The 24,866-nt window shown below is 68.6% G+C and carries 25 protein-coding genes, 1 tRNA gene and 2 pseudogenes; 15 read left to right on the forward strand and 13 right to left on the reverse strand.

The features are described 5' to 3' along the window. The first annotated feature begins 44 nt into the window (after positions 1-44). A complete protein-coding gene (locus tag NLF94_RS12670; protein WP_254837991.1) occupies positions 45-653 on the forward strand; it encodes an undecaprenyl diphosphate synthase family protein in 609 nt (202 codons plus the stop codon). A gap of 180 nt (positions 654-833) precedes the next feature. After that, positions 834-1,046: a hypothetical protein gene (locus NLF94_RS12675; protein WP_254837992.1), complete on the forward strand. Its 213-nt coding sequence runs from the start codon at positions 834-836 to the stop codon at positions 1,044-1,046. A gap of 126 nt (positions 1,047-1,172) precedes the next feature. Here NLF94_RS12675 and uppS read toward each other — a convergent pair whose 3' ends face one another. Further along, entirely contained in the window at positions 1,173-2,084 is a 912-nt protein-coding gene (uppS, locus tag NLF94_RS12680) for a polyprenyl diphosphate synthase (RefSeq protein WP_254837993.1), read from the reverse strand. 223 nt (positions 2,085-2,307) lie between these two features. On the opposite strand from uppS, the gene NLF94_RS12685 reads away from it, so the two are divergent. From NLF94_RS12685 to NLF94_RS12710, 6 genes are all read left to right on the forward strand, one after another. Beyond that, positions 2,308-2,502: a cold-shock protein gene (locus NLF94_RS12685; RefSeq protein ID WP_254837994.1), complete on the forward strand. Its 195-nt coding sequence runs from the start codon at positions 2,308-2,310 to the stop codon at positions 2,500-2,502. Between the two features lie 100 nt (positions 2,503-2,602). Then, positions 2,603-3,007 carry a DUF5778 family protein gene (locus NLF94_RS12690; protein WP_254837995.1) on the forward strand — a complete coding sequence of 135 codons (405 nt, stop codon included), beginning with the start codon at positions 2,603-2,605 and terminating at the stop codon, positions 3,005-3,007. A gap of 76 nt (positions 3,008-3,083) precedes the next feature. Next, positions 3,084-4,142 (forward strand): siroheme decarboxylase subunit beta, encoded by a 1,059-nt coding sequence (gene ahbB / locus NLF94_RS12695; protein ID WP_254837996.1) that lies wholly within the window; start codon positions 3,084-3,086, stop codon positions 4,140-4,142. Between the two features lie 6 nt (positions 4,143-4,148). Further along, the gene (locus tag NLF94_RS12700) at positions 4,149-4,796 is read left to right on the forward strand and encodes a precorrin-2 dehydrogenase/sirohydrochlorin ferrochelatase family protein (protein WP_254837997.1); all 648 of its coding nucleotides are present in this window, start codon (positions 4,149-4,151) and stop codon (positions 4,794-4,796) included. Beyond that, positions 4,793-6,151 carry a glutamyl-tRNA reductase gene (gene hemA, locus NLF94_RS12705; protein WP_254837998.1) on the forward strand — a complete coding sequence of 453 codons (1,359 nt, stop codon included), beginning with the start codon at positions 4,793-4,795 and terminating at the stop codon, positions 6,149-6,151. Before NLF94_RS12700 ends, hemA begins: the two co-directional genes overlap by 4 nt. A gap of 50 nt (positions 6,152-6,201) precedes the next feature. After that, entirely contained in the window at positions 6,202-6,639 is a 438-nt protein-coding gene (locus NLF94_RS12710; RefSeq protein WP_254837999.1) for a GNAT family N-acetyltransferase, read from the forward strand. 311 nt (positions 6,640-6,950) lie between these two features. Here NLF94_RS12710 and NLF94_RS12715 read toward each other — a convergent pair whose 3' ends face one another. Then, positions 6,951-7,616, reverse strand: coding sequence for a ribonuclease H family protein (locus NLF94_RS12715; RefSeq protein WP_254838000.1), 666 nt, complete (start codon positions 7,614-7,616; stop codon positions 6,951-6,953). A 122-nt stretch (positions 7,617-7,738) separates the two neighbouring features. On the opposite strand from NLF94_RS12715, the gene NLF94_RS12720 reads away from it, so the two are divergent. From NLF94_RS12720 to NLF94_RS12730, 3 genes are all read left to right on the forward strand, one after another. Beyond that, entirely contained in the window at positions 7,739-8,233 is a 495-nt protein-coding gene (locus tag NLF94_RS12720) for a CBS domain-containing protein (RefSeq protein WP_254838001.1), read from the forward strand. After that, positions 8,233-8,412 (forward strand): hypothetical protein, encoded by a 180-nt coding sequence (locus tag NLF94_RS12725; RefSeq protein ID WP_254838002.1) that lies wholly within the window; start codon positions 8,233-8,235, stop codon positions 8,410-8,412. The genes NLF94_RS12720 and NLF94_RS12725 overlap by 1 nt, the downstream gene beginning before the upstream one ends. A 64-nt stretch (positions 8,413-8,476) precedes the next feature. Continuing rightward, positions 8,477-9,391, forward strand: a complete 915-nt coding sequence (locus tag NLF94_RS12730) for a DMT family transporter (RefSeq protein ID WP_254838003.1) — start codon at positions 8,477-8,479, stop codon at positions 9,389-9,391. Here NLF94_RS12730 and NLF94_RS12735 read toward each other — a convergent pair. From NLF94_RS12735 to NLF94_RS12745, 3 genes are all read right to left on the reverse strand, one after another. Next, complete coding sequence (locus tag NLF94_RS12735; protein WP_254838004.1) at positions 9,388-10,344, reverse strand: aldo/keto reductase; 957 nt, start codon at positions 10,342-10,344, stop codon at positions 9,388-9,390. The two genes, NLF94_RS12730 and NLF94_RS12735, sit on opposite strands and share 4 nt — an antisense overlap. Positions 10,345-10,390: 46 nt before the next feature. Beyond that, positions 10,391-10,609 carry a DUF8028 family protein gene (locus NLF94_RS12740; RefSeq protein WP_254838005.1) on the reverse strand — a complete coding sequence of 73 codons (219 nt, stop codon included), beginning with the start codon at positions 10,607-10,609 and terminating at the stop codon, positions 10,391-10,393. 170 nt (positions 10,610-10,779) lie between these two features. After that, positions 10,780-11,205, reverse strand: a complete 426-nt coding sequence (locus NLF94_RS12745; RefSeq protein ID WP_254838006.1) for a DUF8009 family protein — start codon at positions 11,203-11,205, stop codon at positions 10,780-10,782. A 472-nt stretch (positions 11,206-11,677) separates the two neighbouring features. Between NLF94_RS12745 and NLF94_RS12750 the strand changes: the two genes are divergently transcribed. After that, positions 11,678-12,601, forward strand: a complete 924-nt coding sequence (locus NLF94_RS12750; RefSeq protein ID WP_254838007.1) for an SDR family NAD(P)-dependent oxidoreductase — start codon at positions 11,678-11,680, stop codon at positions 12,599-12,601. Positions 12,602-12,706: 105 nt separating this feature from the next. Then, a complete protein-coding gene (locus tag NLF94_RS12755; protein WP_254838008.1) occupies positions 12,707-14,641 on the forward strand; it encodes a serine hydrolase domain-containing protein in 1,935 nt (644 codons plus the stop codon). Between the two features lie 28 nt (positions 14,642-14,669). Here NLF94_RS12755 and NLF94_RS12760 read toward each other — a convergent pair whose 3' ends face one another. After that, on the reverse strand, positions 14,670-15,764 hold the full coding sequence (locus NLF94_RS12760; RefSeq protein WP_254838009.1) for an FAD-binding oxidoreductase: 1,095 nt from the start codon (positions 15,762-15,764) through the stop codon (positions 14,670-14,672). 204 nt (positions 15,765-15,968) lie between these two features. Further along, positions 15,969-16,101: transfer RNA gene (locus tag NLF94_RS12765), tRNA-Met, on the reverse strand. Positions 16,102-16,219: 118 nt separating this feature from the next. On the opposite strand from NLF94_RS12765, the gene NLF94_RS12770 reads away from it, so the two are divergent. Continuing rightward, entirely contained in the window at positions 16,220-17,221 is a 1,002-nt protein-coding gene (locus tag NLF94_RS12770; protein ID WP_254838010.1) for a DUF7115 domain-containing protein, read from the forward strand. 9 nt (positions 17,222-17,230) lie between these two features. Here the strand turns inward: NLF94_RS12770 and NLF94_RS12775 are convergent, their stop codons facing one another. Beyond that, on the reverse strand, positions 17,231-17,635 hold the full coding sequence (locus tag NLF94_RS12775) for a hypothetical protein (RefSeq protein WP_254838011.1): 405 nt from the start codon (positions 17,633-17,635) through the stop codon (positions 17,231-17,233). A 71-nt stretch (positions 17,636-17,706) separates the two neighbouring features. Next, positions 17,707-18,069, reverse strand: coding sequence for a DUF5830 family protein (locus NLF94_RS12780; protein WP_254838012.1), 363 nt, complete (start codon positions 18,067-18,069; stop codon positions 17,707-17,709). 105 nt (positions 18,070-18,174) lie between these two features. Here NLF94_RS12780 and NLF94_RS12785 point away from each other — a divergent pair, with 105 nt between their 5' ends. Next, positions 18,175-18,831, forward strand: coding sequence for a TVP38/TMEM64 family protein (locus NLF94_RS12785; protein WP_254838013.1), 657 nt, complete (start codon positions 18,175-18,177; stop codon positions 18,829-18,831). 97 nt (positions 18,832-18,928) lie between these two features. On the opposite strand, the gene NLF94_RS20990 is transcribed toward NLF94_RS12785, so the two are convergent. From NLF94_RS20990 to NLF94_RS21000, 4 genes and pseudogenes are all read right to left on the reverse strand, one after another. Continuing rightward, positions 18,929-19,048, reverse strand: coding sequence for an HVO_2523 family zinc finger protein (locus tag NLF94_RS20990; protein WP_350355826.1), 120 nt, complete (start codon positions 19,046-19,048; stop codon positions 18,929-18,931). Positions 19,049-19,094: 46 nt separating this feature from the next. Next, positions 19,095-22,598, reverse strand: a complete 3,504-nt coding sequence (locus NLF94_RS12790; RefSeq protein ID WP_434085398.1) for a ribonucleotide reductase barrel domain-containing protein — start codon at positions 22,596-22,598, stop codon at positions 19,095-19,097. A gap of 54 nt (positions 22,599-22,652) precedes the next feature. Then, positions 22,653-23,813, reverse strand: a pseudogene (locus NLF94_RS20995) (LAGLIDADG family homing endonuclease); the annotation flags it as partial. Further along, positions 23,790-24,512, reverse strand: a pseudogene (locus NLF94_RS21000) (ribonucleotide reductase barrel domain-containing protein); the annotation flags it as partial. The pseudogenes NLF94_RS21000 and NLF94_RS20995, both read right to left, overlap by 24 nt. Positions 24,513-24,866 lie beyond the last annotated feature (354 nt).

Below are 24,866 nucleotides of genomic sequence, written 5' to 3' on the forward strand. Positions count from 1 at the left end.
CCGCGGACCGACACGTTGAGGCCGCTCGAGGTGGACCTCCGGACGTGGGCCTGTACGACCGCTATCTGGCCGCCCGGGTTCGGTGGAGCGACGCCACCGTCCCCGAGCGAATCGCGCTGGTCATCACCGAACAGGACCTGCTCGAACAGGGCGCCTACGAGACGCTGTCGTCGTTTCTCGAGTGGGCCTTCGAGGCCGATGCCGAGCGCGTGCTCATCTACGTGAGCGTCCTCGATCAGGCCGCCGTCCCGACGCTCCGGAACACGCTGTCGGACCTGGAGAGTCCCCGCGAGGTGGCGGTTCGCGGGCCCGACGCCGACGACGCCGCCGACGCGCCGGTGCAGGTCTCCATCGGTCTCGGCGGCCGCGAGGAGTTCGCCAGCGCCGTCCGGCAGATAGCCGAGGACGCCGCGGCGGGCGACCTCGACTCCGAGGCCGTCGACGAGGCCGAAATCGAGCGCCGTCTCGTCTTCCAGACGCCGCCGGACCTGGTCATCAAGACGGGCGCCGAACGGCTCTCGGATTTCCTCATCTGGCAGTCGGTCTACTCGGAACTGTACTTCACCGACGTCAACTGGCGGGACTTCCGCCGCCGGGACTTCCTGCGGGCGGTCCGGGACTACCAGGAACGGCAGCGGCGGTTCGGCCGGTAGGCCGAACGTCGGGAGACGAGCGAGGCGAGTCTCCCAGTAGTTCGGCCGGTAGGTAGAGTGTGATAAAATGGTTCACATACCCAGTCCGACTGGCCGTGAACCGTTCGATAGAGGGGGCCCCTGCAGAGAAGCGAACCCACTCCCCTCAAGGTTTAAATATCAACAGATGGTGTGATTGATATGAACGATTTCATCGGTCTCGGCGTTCTACCAGGGGCAGCCGGTATTTTCGGTTTAGTGCTTGGGGGCCCAATAGGGGGTTTCATCGGACTATTCATCGCATTCCTTGTGGGAGTACTTGGTCTCTACACCGAAGATGATAGCGACGAACGAATCGAGGAACTGGAACAGGAAGTACAAGAGTTAAAACGAGAAGTGGATGACGACCATTAAGCAGCCACGTTCGTTCGGCTACCTCTCTGAGGTGAGAGTGAAAGTAACCCCCTGGGAATAGTTCTACGACACCCTCCGTTAGGCCGAAGCACACGGCGCGAGGAACCCCGACGAAAGAGGGCGGTGTCAGTCCGCGGTCTCGACATCGAGGAGGTCGGCCGACTCGTCGTCCTCGGAGCGGTCCCGGAACCGGCCGACGACGCGGCGTGCCTCCTCGAGTTCGACGTCGCCGACGGCCCGCAGCAGGGCGGCGGCTCGGCGGGCGCGGGTCCGTCGCCACGACTCCTGTCGGGCCTGGTAGGTCCGCAGCGCCCGCAGGAAGTCCACACGGGAGAACTCCGGCCAGTAGGGCGTACAGAAGTAGACGGCGGCCTCGTTGCCGTTAGCCTGCCACGGGAGGAAGTTCGAGGTCCGTTCGGCGCCGCCGGTGCGGATGATGAGGTCGACGGCCCGCGCCGGGCCAGTGGTCAGGCGCCGCTCTATCTCGGCGACATCGACGGACTCGGGCGCGATGTCGCCGGCGGCGGCCTCGCTTGCGACATCGCGGGCGACGCCGAGCAGTTCGGCGCGGCCGCCGTAGGCCAGGGCGACGTTCAGGTAGAGTTCGTCGTAGTCGGCCGTCCGGCGCTCGGCGTACTCGACGGCGTCGCGGACCCGGTCGGGGAGCCGGTGGGTCTCGCCGATGGCCTGGATGCGGACCTCCCGGTCGTGGACCTCCTCGCCGTCGGCGAAGGTCCGTAGCTTCTCGGTGATGAGGTCGAACAGCGCCTCCTGCTCGTCGGGCGGGCGCTCGAAGTTCTCCGTGGAGAACGCATAGAGGGTGAGTTCCTCGATACCGAGGTCGCCGCACCACCGCAGCACCTGCTCGGTCGTGTCGGCGCCGGCCCGGTGGCCCTCGGTCTTCTCTTCGCCCTGCTTTCGGGCGTACCGGCGGTTGCCGTCCTGAATGACCGCGACGTGGGTCGGCGCACCGGAGATCTCCCGTTCCAGCAGGCGTTCGTAGACGCCCTCCAGTCGCCGCTGGACTCCTCGAACCATCTATCAGGCACGTAACACCCCAGCTAAATCAGTGTGCTGGTGGACCGCAGCACCGACCGTCCACCGACCGCCCCGCACCCCCCGGCGGAACCCCGAGTCCCAGCCGGATGCCGCGTTCCGGGCCACAGATCGGGGAACACCGGCATTTCGACGCCGAGACCCGTCGTTCTGCCGTCATGTAGCCGCAGGGTTTTTATTCGGGCACGTCCACCCCTCACCTGCAATGGCGAAAGGCGTGGTTGACTTCTTCAACGACACGGGCGGTTACGGCTTCATCGAGACTGACGAATCCGACGAGGACGTCTTCTTCCACATGGAGGACGTCGGCGGACCGGATCTCGAGGAGGGCCAGGAGGTCGAGTTCGACATCGAACAGGCCGAAAAGGGTCCCCGAGCGACGAACCTCGAACGGCTGTAACCCGGCGAGAACGGCAGCGTGGACGAACGGGTACGGTGCGGACGGCTCGACGATCGTCGCGGACCGTGACCTGTATTACTCTCGGTAGCGACCCGTAGGTATGAGCGACGCTATCGACGACGACCTCTACCGGCGGACGGAGGCGCTCCTGGAACCCGGCGACATCCGGCTGAACGGCGTCATCGTCCGCACGGGGCTGTCCGGCGACGAGGAGCCGACACTCCACCAGGCGACGCTGGACGTCGGCGACGTCATCAGCGAGGCCGCGGGCATCGACCCGGGCGAAACGTACGTTTACTCGGGCAACGACGACGAGCGCTTCGGCGTCAACCAGCACCAGGGCCGCACGCTCGAAGAGGAGGAGTTCGTCTGGGAGTGCCAGCAACTCATGCGGGACGGCACCTACGACGTGGTGTTCTACTACGAGGCCGACGCCGACCAGACGGCCATCGTCGAGGGCGTCGAAGAACTCGGCTTCGACGCCACCGGCGTCCGCGGGGACTGACACCGGCGCCGGCTGTCGCCCGGTCGAAGCCGCCGCGAACGGGCATCTTATTGCCGGGAAACCCGAACCGCCGACAATGACCGAGACTGCGGGACTTGACCGTCTCGACCGGGCCGTCCTCAACGCCTTCCAGGGCGGGTTTCCGGTCGTCGAGTCGCCGTTCGAACCTGCGGCCGCGGCGCTGCGGGACCGCGGCGTCGACGTGACTGCCGAGGAACTCCTCGAACGGGTCCGCGAACTGGACGAGGAGGGCGTCCTCACGCGGTTCGGCGCCCTCATCGACGCCCAGGAGATCGGCGGCGCGGCGACGCTCGTGGCGATGCACGCCCCCGAGGAGCGCTTCGAGGCGGTGGCCGAGCAGGTCAACGCCCACCGGGAGGTCGCACACAACTACGAGCGGGAACACCCCCACCTGAACATGTGGTTCGTCGTCTCGGTGGCCGATCCCGACGCCGTCAAGCGCGTCCTCGCCGACATCGAGGCGGAGACGGGCCAGGAAACGTACAACCTCCCGAAACGGGAGGAGTTCCGGGTCGAGGCGAAGTTCCTGCTGGACGGACCGGTCCCGGAGGGCGGCGTCGACCTCTCGGGGCTGGGGCCGGACGTCGAACCGGTCGACCGAGAGACGCTGACGCCCGAGGAACGGGACCTCGTCGTCGCCATTCAGGACGGCCTGCCGGTCACGCCGACGCCGTACGCCGACGTGGCCGACGAACTGGGCGCCGACCCGGCGTGGGTCCGGCGGACGATAAAGCGGTTCGACGCCGAGGGGAAGGTCCGGCGGGTCGGTGTCGTCCCGAACCACTACGCGCTGGGCTACACCGAAAACGGGATGACCGTCTGGGACGTGCCCGACGGCCTCGTCGAGGAGGTGGGGCCGGCGGTCGCCTCCCTGGATTTCGTCACGCACTGCTACCGGCGGCCACGCCACGAGGGCGTGTGGCCGTACAACTTCTTCGCGATGACGCACGGCCGCTCGGAGGCCGAAAGCGACCAGCGCATCCGGGAGGTCAAATCGACGATGGACGAGTACTGGGACGTCGGCGCCGACGACTGGGACACGCTGTTCTCGACGCGAATCCTCAAGAAGACCGGCATCAGGATGGCCGAGCGAGCCGACGCGAACACGGAGTGAGTCGTCGTGATACCGCTGTACCACGATTTCACGGACGAGACGGTGCTGGTGTTCGGCGGCGGGCCGGTCGGCGCACGGAAGGCCCGCCGGTTCGTCCGCGAGGCGTCGGTCGTCGTCGTCGGCCCGGAGTTTCCGGCCGACGACTACGGCGGTGCCGAGACGGTGCGGGCGGCGCCGAATCCGGGCGACGTCGCCGGCTGGTTCGACCGGACCGACCCGGCGCTCGCGGTCGCGGCGACCGACGACGAGGCGGTCAACGAGGCCGTCGAGGCGGCCGCCAGGGAGCGCGGTGTCCTCGTCAACCGGGCCGACCGGGCGGGCGGGCGCGACGCGGGCAGCGTCGTCGTGCCCGCGACGGTCCGGGACGGCGACGTGACGGTCTCTATCTCGACGGGCGGGGCGAGTCCGGCGCTGGCCCGGGAGCTACGGAAGCGCATCGAGACCGAAATCGAGGGTGCGGGCGAACTCGCCGCCGCCACTGCGGACCTGCGGGCGGAGTTGAAAGCCCGCGGGGTCGCCCCGGAGCGCCGGCGGGAAGCCGTGCGGGCGGCCGTGGGATCGCCGAGGGTTTGGAAGGATTTAGGTACGGGAGGGTCCAAGGTCGGGCGAACGGTAGACGACGTCGCCGATTCGACGCTAGGTGAGACCGAGTGACTACGGGATCAGAGATAATCGCCGGTGTAAGCGTCTCTCACAGCCACGCCGGCGTCGCCGACATAGAGGCGGCCTGCGCCGCGAGCCAGCGGGCGGCCGTCTCGAAACTCCTCGAGGAACCGCGGGTCTCTGAGGCGTTCGTCCTCCAGACGTGCAACCGTGCGGAGGCCTACGTCGTCGCCGACGACGAGGCGACGGCCAAGAGGACGCTCGATTCGCACTTCGAGGCGGTCGGGGACGATGCGCTGCGGGAGCTGGGCCACGAGGCCAGCCTGCAGCACCTGATGCGGGTCGCGTGCGGACTCGAGTCGCTCGTCCTCGGCGAGGACCAGATAATCGGGCAGGTCCGGGAGGCCTACGAGGAGGCCCGCGCAGCCGGCGGCATCGGCCCGACGCTCGACGACGCCGTCCTCAAGGCGCTGCACGTCGGCGAGCGGGCCCGCGACGAGACCGAGATAAACGAGGGTGTCCTCTCTTTGGGTTCGGCAGCCGTCCGGCTGGCCGAAGCCGAACGCGACCTCGAGGGCGCGACGGTACTCGTGGTCGGCGCCGGCGAGATAGCGACGCTGGCCGCCCGGTCGGTGGCCGATCCGGCCGACCGCGTCGTCGTCGCCAATCGGACGATTCCGCACGCCGAACACGTCGTCAACGAACTCGACTGCGAGGGCGCCGCCGTCGGCATCGACGCCGTCCCGGTCGCCGCCGCGGAGGCCGACATCCTCATCACCGCCACCGGCAGTGACGAACACATCGTCGACCGCGAGGCACTCTCGACGGCCGGCGAGACGTTCGTCGTCGACCTCGCTCAACCGCGAGACGTGGCCCCCGACGCCGAGAGCCTCGACGACGTTGCGGTCCGCGACCTCGACGCCCTGGAGTCGGTCACCGACGAGACCCGGCGACAGCGCCGACGGGCCGCCGAGACGGTCGAGGCGATGATCGACGAGGAGTTCGACCGCCTGCTGGAGCAGTACAAGCGGAAGCGCGCCGACGAGGTCATCGCCGCGATGTACGAGGGCGCCGAACGAATCAAGGGCCGGGAACTCCGCACCGCCATCTCGAAGCTCGAATCCGAGGGCGACGGCGTCACCGACCACGAGCGCGAGGTGCTGGAGTCGATGGCGGACGCCCTGGTCGGTCAGTTGCTCTCGGCACCGACCCGGGGACTCCGGGATGCCGCCGAGAACGACGACTGGTCCACGATCAACACCGCCCTCCAGCTGTTCGGTCCCGACCTGGAACCGACCCCGACCGACATCTCGACGCTCCCCGACGGCCCCGACTCGCTTCCCGAGGAGATGCGCCAGCAGATGCCCCCCGCCGTCCTCGAGCAGTTGCAAACCGAGGAGGACTGAGGGAACGCGCCCCGGAAACGGTTTTGACGTCGCCGCTCGCAGGACGAACCGTGACGACCGTCAGGGACCTCTCGCCCGACGACGCCGCGGCATTGACGGAGCTGTACGCCGACTACGAGTGGTGGAGCGACCGGAGCGAGGCCGACGTCCGCGCGGCGCTGGACGGAACGGAGGTGGCCGTCGGCGTCGAGGCCGAGGGCAATCTCGTCGCCGCCGCGCGGGTCCTCACGGACTACGTCTACTACGCGACGGTCTTCGACGTGATCGTCGCCGCGGATCGCCGCGGGGAGGACCTCGGTGCCGAGTTGATGAGCGCCGTCGTCGACCACCCCGACCTCCGGGGGACCCCCGGCGTCTCGCTGCTGTGTCGGGAGGGGCTCGTTCCCTTCTACGAGTCGGTCGGCTTCGAGCGGTTCGAGCGGGAGATGGCGGTCCCCGAGGGCGGCCGCGAGGAGATGGTCAGGATGACCTACGAGCGGACGGAGTAGCGGTGGTTAGTGCTGTGGTTTCTTCGCTCGGAGTCGGGCTGGAACGGATAGGAGAGCCGGCCTGCGAATCGAGCGGCTGATTCACTCTTTGTAAACTGAAACGAATTTACCTGAACCACGGGGACCAGCATCCGCCGAGCGGGGCCTTCGGAGAAGGCCCCCGAGGCGGTTCGCGGCGCCGACCGCAGGGAGGCGCCGTAGCGCGCGCGGACTGGAGCGAGCGAAGCGAGCGAAAGGAGCACGCGCGCATATTTTCCCCACGTTTTTGCCGGCCCCCTCGCGTAGCGAGGGGGTCGTGTAAAAAGTGGTTGTTAATCGGAGGCGGGTTCGCTGCCGGCCAGGCCGCTGGTGCGGTCGCGTTCGGCCCGGGAGGGCGGCGGGTACCGGTCGTCGTCGGGCGCCCGCCAGCGTTCGTCGCGGGGCAGCACACACCGGTCGGGTTCACGGTTGACGTGGGCGTACTGGTCGGGCGTGTTGGCGAGCGGGTGGGCGGGGTTGTCGCCGCTGTCGATGCGGGCAGCGCGCAGTTCGCCGAAGCCGGCGACGCGGGCGCGGATGCCCCGCCAGTGGCGGGCGGTCCCCCGGGGGATGTCGTAGGGGTGCGGCGGCCGCGTGTCGGGGGCCTGCGTGGCCAGCATCGCGCGGTTGACGTTCGCCGCGAGGTCGTCGTGGTCGATGCAGACCCCGACCCGGGCACCGTCCGGCGCACGCGCCGCCAGCACGTCCAGTCCGAGGTGCAGTGCCCGGTACTCGGCGACGTTGTTGTCCGGCGCCGAGTGCGGCACCGACAGGCGGGCGACGCGTTCGCCGCCGCGGGTCTGGATGACGACCCCCAGGCCGCCGCGGTCGTCGTCGCGGTAGGAACCGTCGGTCGCGACGTAGAAATCGCGGCGGTGGGTGCGCGGCGGATGCGCGATGTGGGGGGTGGGTGAATCGTCGAACAGGTTCCGCAAGACCGGCCGACGGTAGGCGGCCATACGTGACGTTCGGCAGCCGCGATATATAAATCCACGGGCGGAACGTCGGACGCGCGTCGGGTGCGGCCACGGGCCGGCCGGAGACCCGAACGCCTACGGGTGCCCGCGGCCAAGCGCCCGGTATGGTAACCGCCAGGGACATCATGACCCGCGACGTGGAGACGGTCTCGCCGGACGACGACGTCAGCGAGGTGCTCACGCGGCTGGCCCGCGCCGACTTCAACGGCTTTCCCGTGACCGAGGACGGCCTCGTGGTCGGTATCGTCACGCAGGGGGACCTGGTCGACCTGTTTCAGCCCTCCGACCGGACGCTGTGGATTCCGGTCGGTTTCCCGCCCTTCCTGGAGTCGCTTACCTACGCCATCGACCTCTCGTGGGACGAATTCGACGTCGGACTCGATCTGGCCCGCAACGCCGGCCGACCCATCGAGGCGGTGATGACGACCGACGTGGTGACGGTCGGCCCGAAGGCAGACATCGACGAGATGCTGTCGCTTTTGGCGGACGACGAACGGGACATAAACCGACTGCCGGTCGTCGACGAGGCCAGGGCGCTTCTGGGAATCGTCGCCCGGCAGGACCTGCTCCGGGCGCTCAGGGACGAACGGAACGCCTGATGGAACCGGACGAGCGCCGGCGCCGAGTCACCCGTCTCATCACGCTCTCGGGCCTCGCCGTCGCCGCCCTCGTCCCGCTGACTGCGCTGGTCGTCGCCGTCGAGACCGACTCGCCGGCGCTGGGCGCCGTCGGCATCGTCCTTCTGGCCGTCCTCTTCGTTCTCGTGTGGCACGGCTGACCCGTCGGCCACCCGACGGGACCGCTTTCGAAAGGTTGAGGCGCCCGCCAGTCCCCGTTCCGACGTGCGCTACCGGAACACCCTGCTGTTCTGCGTGCTGGCGGCGGTGTGGGGGTCGGCGTTCATGGCCATCAAGGCCGGCCTGGGCACGCCCGATTCGCCGGCGTACTTCTACGAGGCGCCCGTCCTCTTCGCGGCGGCCCGGTTCGACGTCGCCGGCGTCGTCATGCTCGGCTACGGCGCGTGGGCGACCGACCGCTGGCGGCCGCGCGGCCGCGAGGAGTGGCTGCTCGTCGCCGTCGGCGCCGTATTCCTCATCGCGGGCTATCACGCGCTCTTGTTCGTCGGCGAGCGCGGCACCACGAGCGCGGCCGCGGCCGTCATTATCTCGCTGTCGCCCGTGCTGACGACCGCCTTCGCGCGGGCCTTTCTCCCCGACGAGCGGCTGACGGCGGTCGGACTGGTCGGGATGGCGCTCGGCCTGCTCGGGGTCGCCGTCCTCGCCCGCCCGGACCCGGCGAACCTCGTCGGCTCCCGGTTCGAGGCGCTGGTGTTCGGCGCCGCCGTCGCCTTCGCCCTCGGGAGCGTCCTCACCCAACGGATCGAGACGGCACTGCCCATCGAGACGATGGAGGCGTGGTCGATGCTCGGCGGTGCCGTCCTCATGCACGCCCTCAGCGTCGCGCTGGGCGAGTCCGTCGACGGGGCGCCGCCGGCCACCGAGACGGTCGCCCTGGCGTATCTGGCCCTCGCCGCCAGCGCCGGGGGCTTCCTCATCTACTTCGATTTGCTGGACCGGCTCGGCCCCATCGAGATCAACCTCGTCTCCTACGTCGCGCCGGTCTTCGCCGCCATCAGCGGTTTTCTCTTTCTGGACGAGGTCATCGACCTCCCGACGCTGGTCGGCTTTCTGGTCATCGTCGTCGGGTTCGTCCTCCTCAAGCGGCGCGCCATCCGCGAGGAACTGGCCCGGCGCTAGCCCGCTTCCGTCAGTCGCCGGTACTGACTGTCCGTGAGCGCGACGTCGACGGCCCCGAGATTCGTCTCCAGTTGTGCCGGCGTCCGGGCGCCGACGATGGGGACGGCTCCCTGCTCGCGGAGCCACGCCAGGGCGACGGCGACGGGCGGGGCGTCGACCTCCGAGGCCACCTCCCGCAGGGCGTCCAGTACCCGGAAGTTCGCCTCCGTGAAGTAGCGGTCGGCGAACTCGTCGCTGCGGGCCGCCCGCGAGTTCTCGGGAATCGTCCGCTCGCGGTCGTACTTGCCGGTGAGGAAGCCGCCCGCCAGCGGCGACCACGGACAGACGCCCAGCCCGTAGTGGTCGCACATGTCGAGGTAGTTGCCGGCGATTTCCCGGTCGACGAGGTTGTACCGCGGCTGGACGACGGTGAACGGTTCGTAGCCGCGGCGCTCGGCGATCTCGTTGGCGCGGGCGACCTTCCAGGCGTTCGGCTCGAAGGTGGAGGTACCGAGGTAGTGGACGCGGCCGTCCTCGACGAAGCCGTCCAGCGTCCGCATGACCTCCTCGGCCGGCGTGTCGTCGTCCCACCGGTGGGTGTAGAGAACGTCGACGTAGTCGGTGCCGAGGCGGTCGAGGATGCCGTCCAGGGACCACCGCAGGTGCTTGCGGCCCAGCCCCCGGCCGTTGGCGTCCTCGCGGGTCGGCCAGTAGACCTTCGAGGCGACGACGAACTCCTCGCGGTCGCGGGTGTCGAGCCACTCGCCGATCCACTGCTCGGCGAGACCGTCGCCGTACATGTCGGCGGTGTCGATGAAGCGCCCCCCGCTGTCGGCGTAGGTGTCCAGCAGTTCGAACGCCCGTTGCTCGTCGATTTCCGGGGTTCCAGTGGCGTCCTCGCGGCCGAACCGCCAGGTCCCGAGGGCTATCTCGGAGACGCGCAGGCCCGTCGAGCCGAGGTGGACCGAATCCATACGCCGGCGTAGGGCGGCCCGACGTATGGCTGTACGGGTCGGGGCGCTACCGTCCGTAGCCGTGCCCGACGACGAGTGCGGCGACGTTCGCGGCCAGCAGCGACCCGAGCGTCGGCGAATCCGTGACGAACCCCATCGAAACCAGCGCCACAGAGAGGAACGGCAACACGATGGCGGCCCAGAACGCTGCGGCTCTGACGGGCCACAGCACCGTCGACAGTCCACTCGACGTCGGAACGCTCCCTCGGGACGTGGAGGTGCTCATCCTTGGTTTCACGTCCGCCGGCATCCACTAATAACGGGCCGAGTATTCAGTTCGTTTCACCTATTTTACGCTGCCTATAACGTCGGTCGGAACGTTTTATTACCGGTCAAAATATACTGAAACGTTTTATCGGCGAACGTCAGTCCGTGAGACGAGACCCGGGGCGAAGATCACTCCAGCACCGAGACGTCGACCCCGTGGGGACCGGCCGGCGTCTCCACGGTCGTTCGGTCGACGAAGGAGTCCCGCACCGACGCCCGCCACTCCTCGAGTGCGGTCTCGTGGCGCCGACGATGGGTCTCGGCGTCGTACTCGACGGTCGGGTCGGCCCGGATTTCGTCCTCGGTTCCGTCGGGCGTCGGGACCGGCGGCGGCGAGGTCACGAACCGCTCCGGCGGGACGTGCAGCGGTTCGGGACTCCCGTAGTCCGACGCCGTACCCGAGCGGTGGAGTCGAGCGCGCATCCGGCCGCTGAACGGCGGCGTCACGCGGAGGACGGCTCCCGCCGACCGCCGACGGTTCGCCTCCAGAGCCGCCACCACGTCGTCGTCGGTCACCACGAGCGAGCGAACGACGGTCGGGTCGTCGGATTCCACGGTCCGACTCGGTCGGCCGCCACAAAGAGCGTGTCGGCGCCCTCGCGCCGTTCTCGGCTACCGCAGCGCCGACCCGAGTCCGTCCCGTAGACGGGTCACACCGCGGCCGCAGTCGACTCCCCTCAGAGGCCGGCGAACACGAAGAACAGGACCAGCAAAACGAGCGCCACGACCAGCCCGGTAAAACCCATGATTGCGGCCTGATGAAAGGCACTGACGCCGTCGTTCATACGCTCACTACGACCCGTGTCGTCGTAACTCCCTGACAGTAGCTTCACACCGTGAGAACGCCGACAGGGACCACCCGATGCGGCACGGCGGGCGAACCCGTGGCGTTCACCTCCTCGTGCCGGGACGGGACCGTGACTGTATCCTCTCGGGCGCCGTCGAGACGCCGTAGCTCCCGGTTCGGTCGCGTCCCAGAACGTCCGGGACAGTGGCCGTTTTGTTCGTGGGGGCCCTCCGACCGACAATGAGCGAGTCCCCGGAGGCGCTGGCGGGCGTCGCGGACGTGGACTGTCGCGGCAAACAGGCACTCGTCACCGGGTCGACCAGCGGCATCGGCCGGGCGGCCGCGCTCGCGCTGGGTCAGCTCGGGGCCGACGTCGTCGTCCACGGGCGGGACCCGGCGGCCGGCGACGCCGTCGTCGACGAACTCGAAGGGATCGGCGTCGACGGAACGTTCATCGCGGCGGACTTCGCCGACGTCGGAGCGGTCCGTGACCTCGCGGCGGGCGTCCGGGCCGAGACCGACGGGCTGGACCTCCTCGTCAACAACGCCGGCGGGTTCTTCCGGGAGGGTAGGCTGACCGACCTCGGCGTCGAGTACACCTTCCACGTCAACCACCTCTCACCGTACCTGCTGACGGCCGACCTGCTGGACCACCTCCGGGCGGGTGCCCGGGTCGTCACCACCGCGTCGGGGGCCCACCAGGGGGCGTCGCTGGACCTCGAGGGCGTCCGTGACGTCGACGACTACTCGGCGACCCGCGCGTACGCCCGCTCGAAACTGGCAAACGTCCTCTTCGCGTCGGAACTGGCGCGGCGACTCGATGCCGCCGACCGCGACGTCACCTCCAACAGTCTCCACCCCGGCGCGATTCCGGGCAGCGGGTTCAGCCGGTTCCTTCCCGGCCCGCTCCCCCGACTCGTGCAGGTGCTGGAGGCGGTGCCCGGCGTCACCACCGTCGCCGACGGCGCCGCGGAGCTGCTGTTCGCGGCCGTCTCGCCCCGGACTGCCGACGTCTCGGGTCGCTACTTCTCGAACCGGCAACCCACGACGCCCTCCAGCGCCGCCCGGGACCCCGAGGCGGCGCGACGCCTCTGGGAGTTCAGCGCCGACGTTCTCGACGTCGAGGAACCGCTCGAATCCGCCGGGTCGGCGGTCGACGCCTGACCGCACCGGGAGGCGCCCCTCTCGCCGAGGTTCGACCGTCCCCGGGCTTCCAAGCCCGTGGGAACCTGCGGCCCGATATACGTCGTCGCCGATCTAGGGGTGCGTATGACCTCCCAACTGCGGGCGCCGGCGCTCGTCGCCCTGCTCGTCGTCCTCGTCGTGGTCCAGGCGGCCACACCGGTCGCGGCGACCGCCCGGGAGCCGCCGACGCGCGAACTCTCCGACCCGGCCGAGTTCGAATCGTACGTCGACGGCGTGATGGCCAGCCACATGGAGAGCCACCGCATCCCGGGCGCCACGGTGGCCGTCGTGAAGGACGGCGAGCTGTTCTTCTCGAAGGGCTACGGCTACGCCGACGTCGAGGAGCGGACGCCCGTCCGGGCGAACCGGACGCTGTTCCGCGTCGGGTCGGTCTCGAAGCTCGTCACCTACACCGCCGTGATGCAGGGCGTCGAGGACGGGCGACTCGACCTGGACACCGACGTGAACCGGTATCTGGCTGACTCCGAGGTGACGGTCCCCGCCACCTACGAGGAGCCGGTCACGCTCCGGCACCTCGGCACCCACACGGCCGGCTTCGAGGACACCTACGAGGGGCTGTTCCTCTACGAGCAGTCCGACCTCCAGCCGCTCGAGGCGGCGCTGGCCGACTCCCGGCCCGCCCGCGTCCGGCCGCCGGGTACCTACGCCGCCTACTCCAACTGGGGCGCTGCCCTCGCCGGCCACGTCGTCGCCGAGGAGACCGACACCGCCTACGACGAGTACGTCGAGACCAACGTCTTCGAGCCGCTCGGCATGGAGCGCTCGACGTTCCGCCAGCCCACGCCGGACCGCCTCGCGGACGACATGGCGACCGGCTACCGGTACCGGAACGGCGCCTACGAGGCCGGCCGCTTCGAGTACGTCGGCATCCCGCCGGCGGGGTCGATGGGCGCCACCGCGACGGACATGGCCCGCTTCATGAACGCCCACCTCCAGGACGGGGCGACTGCGGAGGGCCGCATCCTGAACGCCTCCACGGTCGAGACGATGCACAGTCGCCAGTTCAGCCACGACCCCCGGCTCAACGGGATGGCCTACGGGTTCGCCGAGCGGGACCGGAACGGCGAGCGGATTCTCGGCCACGACGGCGCGACCGAACTGTTCCACACCCAGATGATCCTGTTGCCCGAGCACGACGTCGGCCTGTTCGTCTCCTACAACGCGCCCGGCGGCGCCGTCGCCGGTCCCCGGTTCGTCGAGAGCTTCCTCGACCGCTACTACCCCGGCGCGGAGGCGCCCGCCCTGCAGACGCCCGAGGGCGCTGCCGAGCGCGCCACCGACCTGACGGGCGAGTACCGCTCGACGCGCGTTCCGTACACCTCGTGGTGGAAGTTCGCCGGACTGGCCCAGACGGTTTCGGTCCGGGCGACGCCGGAGGGCGACCTCGTCACCTCGTTCCCTGCCGGCGAACAGTTCGGCATCGGGTCGACGCGGTGGGTCGAAGTCGAGCCGATGGTCTACCGGGAGGTCGGCGGCGACGACACGATGGTGTTCGACGACGACGGGCCGGGCGGGATGCACCTGTTCTTCGGGAGCAACCCCGCGGCGGCCTTCGGCCGCGTCGCGTGGTGGGAGACGGCGGACGTGACGCTCACGGTCGCGCTCGGGAGTCTCGCCCTGCTGCTCTCGGCCGCGCTCCTCTGGCTGGTGCTCGCGGCGTATCGGTGGCGGACCGGTATGACGGCGTGGTCGCGTCGCACCTGGGCCGCACGGGGTCTCGTCGCGGCCCTCGGCGGACTCCTGGCGGCGTTTCTCGCCGGACTCGCGAGCGTCTCGAGCGACCCGTACGCCGTCTTCGCCGGCGGGTCGACGCTCCTCGACGTCACGCTGGCGCTCCCCTGGGTCGCGGCCCTCCTGACCCTCGGCGTCGTCGGGGTCGCGGGACTCGCCTGGCGGGACCGCGAGTGGGGTCTCGGCACCCGCCTTCACTACACGCTCCTGGCGCTGGTCGCGCTCGTCGTCGTCTGGGAACTGTACTACTGGCAGTTCCTCGTCTGACCGTCGCCGGACCGCCTCCGTCCAGCTATCACCCGAACCCCTCGAACTGCGTGTGTTCGGGCGGCACGCCGAGCGTCTCGACGGCGTCGACGAGACTGGAGACCATCGCGTTCAGCCCGCAGGCGTACACCTCCATCTCGTCCGGCCGCAGTCGCTGGGAAATCGACCCGCGCGGTGGGGACTCCCGATACCGCGCGAACGCCCCGGGAAGCGACGCCGAATCGAGGGCCGTCTCGTCCAGGTACTTCGTCAGCACGTACTGGACGTAGGCGGTTTCGCCGTCCCAGTCGGACAGGTACGACTCGCGGCTCAGCGTCGGCACGTAGTGGAAGTTCGCCCGCTCGTCGGCCAGCGCCCGGAACGCCCCGTGGTAGGGCACCTGGTCCCGCCAGCCGGCACCCAGTATCAACCAGACGTCCCGCTCGTGGCCCGCGAATCGGTCGCGGCCGGTCTCGAAGAGGTACTCTATCATGCTCCTGAACGGCGCCACGCCCGTCCCGGTGGCGAGGAACACCAGGTCCCGGGACGAGGGGTCCTCGAGGAGCAGGTCACCGTACGGGCCGCGGAGCGTCACCGTGTCGCCCGCCTCGAGGTGGACCGCAAGGTCCGAGGTGAGTTCGCCGCCGGGCACCCGCCGGACGCAGAACTCGATCTCCCCGCGGGTCGGCGAGGACGCGACGGAGTACACGCGCGGCGTGTCCCGAAAGCGGACCGCGAGGTACTGGCCGGCGGCGAACTCGACCGGGTCGTCCGTCTCGACGGTGATGCCCAGAAGCGAGGGGTACGGCTGGAGGTACCGTCCCTGGAGCGCGGCGACCTTCTCCCCGACTGCAGCCTCCCGGTCGTCGGCCGGGAGGTAGTCGGCGAGCGGCGCGTCGCCCGCGACGTGATCGACGGCATCGAGGCGGTCGGCCAGGAAGTCCTCGCACGCCGCGTCGGTTGCGGGCCGGTCGCGGCGCCAGTCGTCGGTCCCGTGGGCGTCCAGCGTCGCGCGGAGTTCGCGGAGTACCTCGTCGGTCCGGTTTTTGTCCATCGCCGAAACGTCCGTCACGACGGCGGCGTCGGTGACGAGGGGCAGCGCCTCGGCAGCCTCGTGCTGTGAGAGATGGGGACGTATCCGCATTCCCGACCGTGTACTCGGGTGTCACCAATGTGTGTTCCGGCCGCCGACGGGCGTCGCGGGTGGGTTCCTCCCGCGTCCGGTCCGAAATGCTCGAAAGGACCGGGCGACCATGGCCGCGCGGGACTCGCCCGATTCGGGACCACGACGGCCGTGTTGATTCCGGACGCCTCGCTCGTGGCGTCGCTCTTCGTGCAGAAATCTGAGTGCCCGGGGAGGGCTCCGAACCCTCGATCTCCGCATGTCCCAGGAACGAGGCGTAGGCGAGGCCTCGGGACATCGCGGGTGCCGCCTCGTGACCCTATGAGTGCGGCGCTATGTCCAGCTAAGCCACCCGGGCTCACCTGTCGGTTGCCCGCTCGCACCCTTCAAGGTTCCTATCTCCCTCCCTCGATACGGCCCGCTACCGAACCGCACGACCACCCTATTTTATGTCAGACTGCGGGCACAGCACACGCATGGACGAACTCCCGGACCGGCTCCGCGAGGCGGCCGGCGACGACCCGGTCATCGGAACCGTCGACATCGGCGGCGGCGACGCGCTCGTCGTCACGCCTGCCCGGACCCACCTCTACCGTTCGGAGGGGCTGCTCTCCGACGAGAGCGTCGAGTCGTTCCACCACGACGTGACGCGGCTCGCCGTCGAGACGGGCCGCCGGAAGTGCTCTCTGACACTCGAGTCCATCGACGGCGAGCGGAGCTTCACCGTCCCCGCCAAGGTCGCCGACGCCGTCGTCGAGGCGGTGCTGGAGGGGATCCTCCGGACCACCGGCGTCGTCGACCCCGACGAGACCGTCGAGGCGCAGTTCCGGTTCAGCGACCTCACGCTCGTCGTCACCGACACGACACTGTTCAAGCACGTCGGCCCCTCGGTGTGGAACGAGGACTTCGAGATGTTCGACTACGAGAGCCTCACCGACCTCGCTTTCGAGGAGGGCAGCGTCGCCACGCAGGTCGTCCTCGGCGTCGGGGGCCGCCAGCACCGGGTGAAGGTGCCGAACGAGCAGGCCGGACGCGTCCGCCGGGAAGTCCAGAGCGCCGTCTTCGACTACCACGGCGTCTCCTCGCTGGGCGGCCTCCGGGACGCCGTCGACGTCGAGGGCGACGAGACGGAGTCGGGGACGGAACCGGACCCCGACCCGGGCGTCACCGAACCCGCTGCCGAATCGACCGACTCGGACGCCCTCTCGGGAACCGACTGGTCGCCGCCGGCCGACCAGGACGTCACCGGTCCCCGCGGCGGGACCGGCCGCGACACGAGCGCCGAGGCCGGGACATCCGAAGCGGGGTCGACCGCCGAAGCGACCGGCGACGACGCCGGCGACGCGGACCCGGCGGTGGCTCGCCTCGCGGACCGGGTCGACGACCTCGAGGCGCAACTGGAACGGCAGAACGAACTGCTCGAAGAGCAGAAAGCCGCCATCGAGCAGCTCGTCGAGGAGCTCCGTCGCGGGCGGTGACGCCGGGCGTCACTCGAAGAGCGGCGACGATGTCCGGACGACCACGAGCGCGGTGACGTTGGCGACCAGCCACAGCAACGCCTGCGGGCGGGGGTCGGCGCCCGAGAGTTCGAGTCCGGACGCGACGACCAGCACCGCGCCGAGGAGTCCCCACCCGATCAGTGCCGCCGCCAGCGCGAAGACGAACTCCCCGAGGGCGCCGAGCGAGCGTTCGCCGGCGAAGACGGCGTAGGTGCTGCCGAGCGCGGCCACGCCGACGAGGAGACGCAGCGTCGACGGCTCCAGCGGCGCGCCGACGAGTTCGTTGCCGAGCGCGAGCGTCGGGTACCAGACCGCCGCGAGCACGAGGAGTACGAGTCCGACGTCAATCGTGGCCCGGAGGTAGGACTCGACCGTTCGGAGGGCGGCGTTCATGGACGGGCCCACTCGGGCGACGGACAAACAGCTTTCGGGGACCCCACGGGACCGGCGTACGAGAGGACGGCTCACTCCCGGCCGGTCACCTTCCGGATGCACGAGGAGCCGAACGGGCCGTGTTCGCCGGCCTCCAGTTTCATGAAGTAGCCCGTCGAGATGGCGGCCCCGCAGCGCCGGCACTCGAAGTCGCCGTCCCTGGAGACGACCTCGCTCTCGAAACTGAGAAACCGGCCGCCGGCGGGCTTTACAGTCTCGCCGTCGCGGACGATGTGGCCGCGCTTCTCGGCTTCCTCCAGGATGGCCCGCGTCGTCTCCGGGTGGGTCGTGATCGTCTCGATGCGGTCGATGACCGCGGGCAGCGGGAGTTCGCCGTCCTCGAGGCGGGCCAGCAGTTGCACGCCCAACTCGACGGGATCGGTCTCGCGGTCCACACGCGGGACTCGGCGCACCCGAGCTAAAAGCCACCGGGCGGGACGGCACGCGACCCGCACCCGTGGGACCACAAGGCGTTTGCCACCCGAGGGACATTCCCGACCGTGAAGCGCGCGTCGCTCCGACAGCTCGCCGGAATCGCGGTCGTCCTCGCGGTCGCCGGCGTCGCCGCCCTGACGGCCTCCCCGGAGGCGCTCTTCGCCCACGCCGAGCGGCTCGCCGAACGGCCGGCGCTGTTCGCCGCCGTCCTCCTCTGTGTCTACCTCGTCCGGCCGCTGTTGGCGTGGCCCATCAGCGCCCTCTCGATACTGCTCGGGTACGTCCTCGGGCCGGTCGCCGTTCCCGTCGCGCTGGCCGGCGCCGTCGTGACGGCCCTGCCGGCCTACGGGACGGCACGGTACCTCGGCCACGACGCCGGACTGCTGGCCCGCGTCGGCGACGCCGGCGGCGTCGTCCGCCGGACGACCGGCGACCTCCGCGGCGTCGTCGCCGTCCGCCTGGCGCCGCTGCCGACCGACCCCGTCTCGTACGCCGCCGGTCTCGCCGAGGTTCCGCTTCGCCCCTACGTCGCCGGCACCGCCCTCGGCGAGGCTCCCTGGGTCGTCGCCGGCGTCCTGCTCGGCGCCTCCGCCGGCGAGTTGACGGCTGCCGGCACCGCCGCCGACCCCCTCCTCGTCGTGACGGCCGCCGCACTCGCTGCCCTGCTGGCGCTCTCGGGACCGGCCTACCGCCGGGTCGCCGGCGAACTGGACGAGGTCTGAGCGACGGCGGAGACGGACTCGATCCCGCCGTTCCGGCTACCGACGACTCCCCTGGTGGTCGTCGAGCGTCCCGATAGCCGGCGGGAGCGCGACCGGTTCAGTAGAAGGTGTCGGCGCAGTCGTAGACGACGCCGTGGTTCGGGCAGACGTACTTGCAGTGCCGCTCGAACAGCGGTTCCTCACATCGCGGGCACGGCCGGCCGCCCGTCTCGTCCATACCGCACCGGGGGGCGACCGCATCAAAAAGCCTCGGTTCCGCTACGTCAGCACTCCGACCAGCCGCAGGACTCGCAGGTCTTGCAGCCCTCCGAGTAGTACAGCGTCATGCTGGAGCACTCGGGGCACTCGGGCGATTCCCCGGAGTCGATGAGCGACTGGGTGTCGCCGGTGTCGTCGTTCGGGGACGCACCGGCCTCGGCGCCGGGCGAGACGGCCGACGTCTCGCCGCCGTCGGTCTCGCGGGAGGCGACCTCCCGCTCTTCGTGTTCACCGTCGTCGGCCTGCTGGGCGGTCTGGTCGAGCGTGGCCTGGTCGGGGTAGGCCTTGTCGACCTCGCCGTCGAGGTAGCGGCGCATCGCGGTGCCGATGGCGTCCGGGATGGAGTTGATCTGCTCGCCCTTGTCCCAGGCGACCTTCGGCGACCGGATGCCCTGGAGTTCGTCGGCTATCTCGGCGGGGTCGACGCCCGAGCGCAGCGCCGTCGAGATGGTCTTGGCCAGCGCCTCCGTGAAGGAGGCCGTGAAGCCGCCGGAGTTGCCGATGTTGGCGAACAGTTCGAACGGTCGGCCCGTCTCGGGGTCCTCGTTGATGTTGACGTAGAGCTTCCCGTAGCCGGTGTCGATGCGCTGGGTGACGCCGTGCAACACGTCCGGCCGGGGCTGCTTGCGGCCCAACTCGACCTCCAGCCCGAGGAGTTCCTCGACGTCCGTCTCGAGGGCGGCCTCGACCTCCTCGCTCTCGAGGAAGCCGTCGATGCCGCCGAATATCTCCTCGATGTTCTCGACGATGGCCTCGGCGGCCTCGGCCTCGTCCATGTCGGCGAACTCCGTGTTCTGGGCGCGGGTGGTGAGCACCTGCTTCGAGCGGGTGCCGTCGCGGTAGTAGGTGACGCCCTTGCCGCCGTGCTCGTAGATGTACTCGAAGACGTCCTTGGCGTCCTCGACGGTGGAGTCGTTGGGCGCGTTAACCGTCTTCGAGATGGCCGAGTCGACGCCCTCCTGGCAGGCGACCTGGACGCCGGCGTGCTGCTTCGCCGAGAGGGCGCCCGTCGTCACGAACAGTTCGCCGATGGCGTCCGGCACCGTCTCGAGGCCGTCGATGCCGTCGAAGCGGTTCTCGGCCATCTGCGCCTGGGCCTCCTCCTTGACGGCCTCGACGTCGAGGCCGTTCTCCTCCAGTACCCGGAGGAAGTAGTCGTCGAACTCCACGAGCATCTCGTCGCCCTGGACGTCGTCGGAGACGTTCTTGTAGTAGGCGACGTTGTAGATGGGCTCACAGCCGCCGGTGGTGTTGCCGACCATCGAGGTGGTGCCCGTCGGCGCGATGGTGGTGGTGTTGTGGTTGCGGATGGCGAAGCCGTCGGCCCACTCGTCGGCGTCGAGACCGGTCTGCTTTTCGAACCACTCGCGGTACTCCGTCGGGTTCGCGTACTTCGATTTCTCCCACTCGCCGAAGGCGCCGCGCTCCTCGGCGAGTTCGTGGCTCGCCCACTTCGAGCCGTGGTTGATGTGCCGCATCACCTGCCGAGCGAGTTCGTTGCCCTCCTCTGAGCCGTACTCGATGCCGAGCTGGATGTACAGCTGTGCCAGCCCCATCACGCCCAGGCCGATCTTCCGCATCTCCCGGACCTTCTCTTCGATTTCGGGGACGGGGAAGTCCGACATCGTGACGACGTTCTCGAGGAACCGCGTCCCGAGTTCGATGCGGCGGTCGAACTCCTCGAAGTCGACCGCCTCCTCGAGGAACGCGGAGACGGCGGCCTCCAGGTCGTCGTACTCGTCGCCGTGGGCCTCCTGCCAGACGCGCCAGTCCGGGGAGTCCTCCGCGGCGAGCGTCGAGAGGTTGATGTGGCCGAGGTTGCAGGCCTCATATTCTTCTAACGGTTGTTCCCCGCAATTATGCGTTACAAGACCGCTAGCGACGAACGAGTGGGTTTCCGGCTCGGTCAGATCGTACACGCTTTCGTGTCCATCAGGCGTGACAGCTTCGACCGTCGCAGTGAATGCCTCGTTCTGTGGACTGTACGTATACGAGTCGAGGTTCTCTCGAAGCTGTTCGGCTTTGTCCTCGCGAAGGAACCCGATTTCCTCGGCAAATCGTTGCTGATTGTCTTTGGTTATCGCCAGTTCGTGTTGAGCCTTCGTCTCGTACTCTTTCGTTCCTCCGTTCCCATCTGGGAGTTCTCGTGTCTGTGCAGGACGACGGTTCTCGTAGATGCGACTCGCGATACCAAAATTGAGGAGGAGTTGCTGTGTCTCCTTGAGCAGACCGAGCTCCGAACTCGCAAGTCTGATGCTGCGTCCGTTTCTACTGCTTCCCTGAACACTCCCGTCGGCGGTGAACAACGCCTGCAGGAACCCGCGGGCCATCTCCTCGCTTCCGCGCATGACGGCGTCGGGGACCTGCAGTTTCTCGTCGACGAGACCGGCCTCCTCGGCGTACTCGTAGAGTCGAGCGGACCGAATCCGCTGTTCGACCGCCTGGGCACCCCGGTACTCGTCGCTCCGGCTGATTTCGTTGACGCCGACCTCGTAATCGCCGTTTCCGAGTGGGTCGCGGACGACCTCGTTGACGTCCTCGGCGAACTGCGCCGAGACGTCCGCGTCCTCGTCGTAGAAGTTCAGGACGGCACGCTCCTCGCCCTCCTTGAGGTGGCCGTCACCGACGAGCCACCCGAGTACTCGCCCTTCCTCGGCGCTTCCGTGCCGGCCGAACTCGCCCTTCCGGTTCTGGATGTGGACGGTGTCGCCGGCGTCGAGGTCCCCCGCTTCGACCCAGCCGTCGTCGGTCATCACGCGGTGGTCGGCAGTCAGACGGAGTTCGTATCCCTCCTCGGTTTCGAGTTTGTAGACGTCCTTCTCGCCGGTCTTGAAGACGCTGCTTGCCTCCTTGAGCGTGTCCTCGCTCAGGCGACCGTCCACGACGACGTCGCGGGCGACGCCCTGCTCGTACAGTTCCTCCGCCGGGACGAGGCCGTCCTCGGTGCTAACGAGCGTGTCGCCGGTGACACACGGGTTCGTCGCCAGGATTCGGTGGTCGGGGTGTTTCTCGACGTCGAAGGAGTGTTCCTTGTTCACTCGTTCGAGATAGATGACGCCGGGTTCGCCGTTCTCGTGGGCGCCCTCGACGATGTCGTCCCACAGTTCGCGGGCGGGGATGGACAGTTCCTCGCCCACCTCGACGTGCTCGCCGAGACCGAACATATCGTACAGTTCCTTCGTCTCGGGGGTGGCGACGTGGGCCTCGCCCGTCCGGGGGTTGGTGAACGTGAACTCCTCGTCCGCTTTCACCGCCTCCATGAAGCCGTCGGTGATGCCCACGGAGATGTTGAAGTTCGAGAGGTGGCCCTCGACGGCGTTCCGGAGGTGCTCGGGGACCTTGCCGTCGTCGTCGACGAGTTCGCGGGCCTCCTCCAGCGCCTCGGAGAAGGAGTTGTGGGTGAAGTCGTCGGGGTCGTTGAGCCGCAGCGTCTCGGCCAGCGAGACGTCCTTGTTCTTGGCGTGGATGAACTGGATGACGTCGGGGTGAGAGACCCGCATGACGCCCATCTGGGCGCCCCGTCTCGCGCCGCCCTGGGCGATGGTCTCACAGTTATGGACGACCACATCTTCGGCGACATAGGTGTGGGTGTCCGCAACCTCGGCGTTGTAGACCGGGCCCTCGTAGTCGACCCGGTCGACGGAATCGATGGCGACGACCTCCCGTCCGTTGGCCTGCTTCGATCGGTCGCGGGGGGCAAAGTCAGCGGGAACGTCATCAAAGAGACGTTCGAGGGGGGTGCCGAGTGCCGTGCTGACGCTTGCGGCGACCTCGTAGGTCGGCTGTCGGTCGTCCGGTTCCCTGTCGTGTCGCGAAAACTGCACTCCACAGCGGAGTCCAACTTGGAAGGCGAAGTCAACGACGTTCTCGTTGGCGAGTTTCAGTTTGGCCCGCTGGCTCTTGCCGCGCTTTTCCAGTCGCCCGTCCCCCGCAAAGAGCCCCTCCAGAACGCGTGCCTGCGTCTCCGGCGGAGCGTTCCACAGTACGTCGGGAACTCGCTTTTCGCTGGCACCAGTTCCGAACAGGCTCTCGACGAACTGTGCGAAGCTCGAATGTTCGGCGTGGACATGCAGGGTGTTGCGCTCCTCGACGAGCTGAATTCGGGTGTCGACCCCGAACGCCTCAAGGGCACGCTGGATTTCGTCGGCCGCATCGCGTTCATTGCTGTTGAGGGTGAACGTGACCTCATTCGGCATCCCGCGCCGATAGACGACACATCCCTCTGCCAGGTACCAGCCGGCCATCGTTGCGAAGGCATCGACGGACACCTCGTCGGCGAATGCCTGGGGGGACGCGCCCTTCGAGGCGCCGTAGTAGTCCCGGTTGACGGTCACGCCGCCGTCAGCGAACACGAGCGGTCCGCTCGCAATCTCATCAAGCGCGACGCGCTGGTTGAGTTCGAGGTCGTTCGTTTCGGCGGACTGTCCGAGTACGAGCAGGTCGCCTTCCTGCAGATCCGCGGCGTCGACCCACTCGAAGCCGTCTCCCCGCACTACTTTGAACGGATGTTCGCCGGTCGCGCGGATAGACCGATTGAGCCGCTCAGGCGTCACCTCGACGAGTGCTTCGTCTACGGACCGCTCCATCGTCTCGGTGACGGGCTGTTCGTCACCGTTCTCGTCGACGACAACATCCCCGACTTCGAGGTCTTCAATGGGGCGTTGTCCGCTCGGCGTCAGCACTCTGGTTTCCGGCGGGAAGCACATCTGATCGTAGGTCCGCATAAAGGTGATGGGGCCCGACGCGATGCCACCGGTCGAGCCGACGGCGTCGCCGTACGGACGCAGCCGCCAGAAGGCATAGCCCATGCCGCCGCCGCTCTGGAAGACCTGGGCGGCCTCCTTCGCGGTCTGGTGGATGTCGTCGATGTCGTCCTCGGGGGAGTCGACGAAGCAGGCCGACAGCTGCTGGAGTTCGTCGCCGGCGTTCATCAGCGTCGGCGAGTTCGGCATGAAGGAGAGGTTCTCCATCTGCGCCTGGAACTCGGCGGCCTTCTCTTCGACGTGTTCGCGGACCTCGTCGGGCAGTTCGGGGACCAGCGTCTCGTAGGCGAACTTGTTGACGTTGTATATCGAGAGAGTCGTCTCGGCGTCGTCGTCGGCGGTGACGCCGGCGCCGAACACCTCGGCGGCCAGTTCGTCCCGGCGGGGGTGGTCGGGCTTGAGCTGGTCGGGCGTGACCGTGATCTCGTGGCCGCGTTTGTCGGCCTCGAAGACCGCCTCGGCCAGCGCGATGTTCTTTGCGACCCGCTCGAAGAGGTCCTCCTGTTCTTCGATCAGGTCACCGTCGGCGTCCTTGCGGAGGTACCGGGCGGGGAGGATGTTGTGGTAGGCGTTGCCGGTGAGACGGTCCTCCAGCGTGTCGCCCTCGGTTCGCTTTACCGGAAGGGTGAGTTCGCCCGCGGAGAGGTCACCCCCTGACATTACTCGGCCCTCCGGGTCCGAGCGGTTGGTTGCCCTGCGATGCGTGCGCGAGTGAGACGTGAGACGTGGGTCATCTGTGACGACGGGTCCGTGTGCGGCGATGCCGATTAACCCTTCGACATCAGCGGGCGTCTTGTCCGAATTCCGATACAGTACGGGGGCACTGGTCGTTTTTCGAGCCAGGTCCGATGAATGTGCGCGTGCCCCTGCGCGTACGAACTGTTGGATTCGGTCGGAGTCGTATAAGTGTGGGCAGACCGAAGTGAAAGTGAAAATAGAACCCACCTAACCGCAATACAGGAGCGGCGTTTCCATTGGAAATTAGCGGGGGTTGGCGGCCTGAAAACAGCGCGA

It is taken from the genome of Natronomonas marina (assembly GCF_024298905.1).
GTDB lineage: Archaea > Halobacteriota > Halobacteria > Halobacteriales > Haloarculaceae > Natronomonas > Natronomonas marina.

Bases quoted from the DNA above. Each gene is read 5' to 3' on its own strand.
- NLF94_RS12675 (WP_254837992.1), top strand. From the start codon at position 834: ATGAACGATTTCATCGGTCTCGGCGTTCTACCAGGGGCAGCCGGTATT.
- uppS (WP_254837993.1), bottom strand. From the start codon at position 2,084: ATGGTTCGAGGAGTCCAGCGGCGACTGGAGGGCGTCTACGAACGCCTG.
- NLF94_RS12685 (WP_254837994.1), top strand. From the start codon at position 2,308: ATGGCGAAAGGCGTGGTTGACTTCTTCAACGACACGGGCGGTTACGGC.
- NLF94_RS12690 (WP_254837995.1), top strand. From the start codon at position 2,603: ATGAGCGACGCTATCGACGACGACCTCTACCGGCGGACGGAGGCGCTC.
- ahbB (WP_254837996.1), top strand. From the start codon at position 3,084: ATGACCGAGACTGCGGGACTTGACCGTCTCGACCGGGCCGTCCTCAAC.
- NLF94_RS12715 (WP_254838000.1), bottom strand. From the start codon at position 7,616: ATGGCCGCCTACCGTCGGCCGGTCTTGCGGAACCTGTTCGACGATTCA.
- NLF94_RS12720 (WP_254838001.1), top strand. From the start codon at position 7,739: ATGGTAACCGCCAGGGACATCATGACCCGCGACGTGGAGACGGTCTCG.
- NLF94_RS12725 (WP_254838002.1), top strand. From the start codon at position 8,233: ATGGAACCGGACGAGCGCCGGCGCCGAGTCACCCGTCTCATCACGCTC.
- NLF94_RS12735 (WP_254838004.1), bottom strand. From the start codon at position 10,344: ATGGATTCGGTCCACCTCGGCTCGACGGGCCTGCGCGTCTCCGAGATA.
- NLF94_RS12740 (WP_254838005.1), bottom strand. From the start codon at position 10,609: ATGAGCACCTCCACGTCCCGAGGGAGCGTTCCGACGTCGAGTGGACTG.
- NLF94_RS12750 (WP_254838007.1), top strand. From the start codon at position 11,678: ATGAGCGAGTCCCCGGAGGCGCTGGCGGGCGTCGCGGACGTGGACTGT.
- NLF94_RS12755 (WP_254838008.1), top strand. From the start codon at position 12,707: ATGACCTCCCAACTGCGGGCGCCGGCGCTCGTCGCCCTGCTCGTCGTC.
- NLF94_RS12760 (WP_254838009.1), bottom strand. From the start codon at position 15,764: ATGCGGATACGTCCCCATCTCTCACAGCACGAGGCTGCCGAGGCGCTG.
- NLF94_RS12770 (WP_254838010.1), top strand. From the start codon at position 16,220: ATGGACGAACTCCCGGACCGGCTCCGCGAGGCGGCCGGCGACGACCCG.
- NLF94_RS12775 (WP_254838011.1), bottom strand. From the start codon at position 17,635: ATGAACGCCGCCCTCCGAACGGTCGAGTCCTACCTCCGGGCCACGATT.
- NLF94_RS20990 (WP_350355826.1), bottom strand. From the start codon at position 19,048: ATGGACGAGACGGGCGGCCGGCCGTGCCCGCGATGTGAGGAACCGCTG.
- NLF94_RS12790 (WP_434085398.1), bottom strand. From the start codon at position 22,598: ATGGGCGTCATGCGGGTCTCTCACCCCGACGTCATCCAGTTCATCCAC.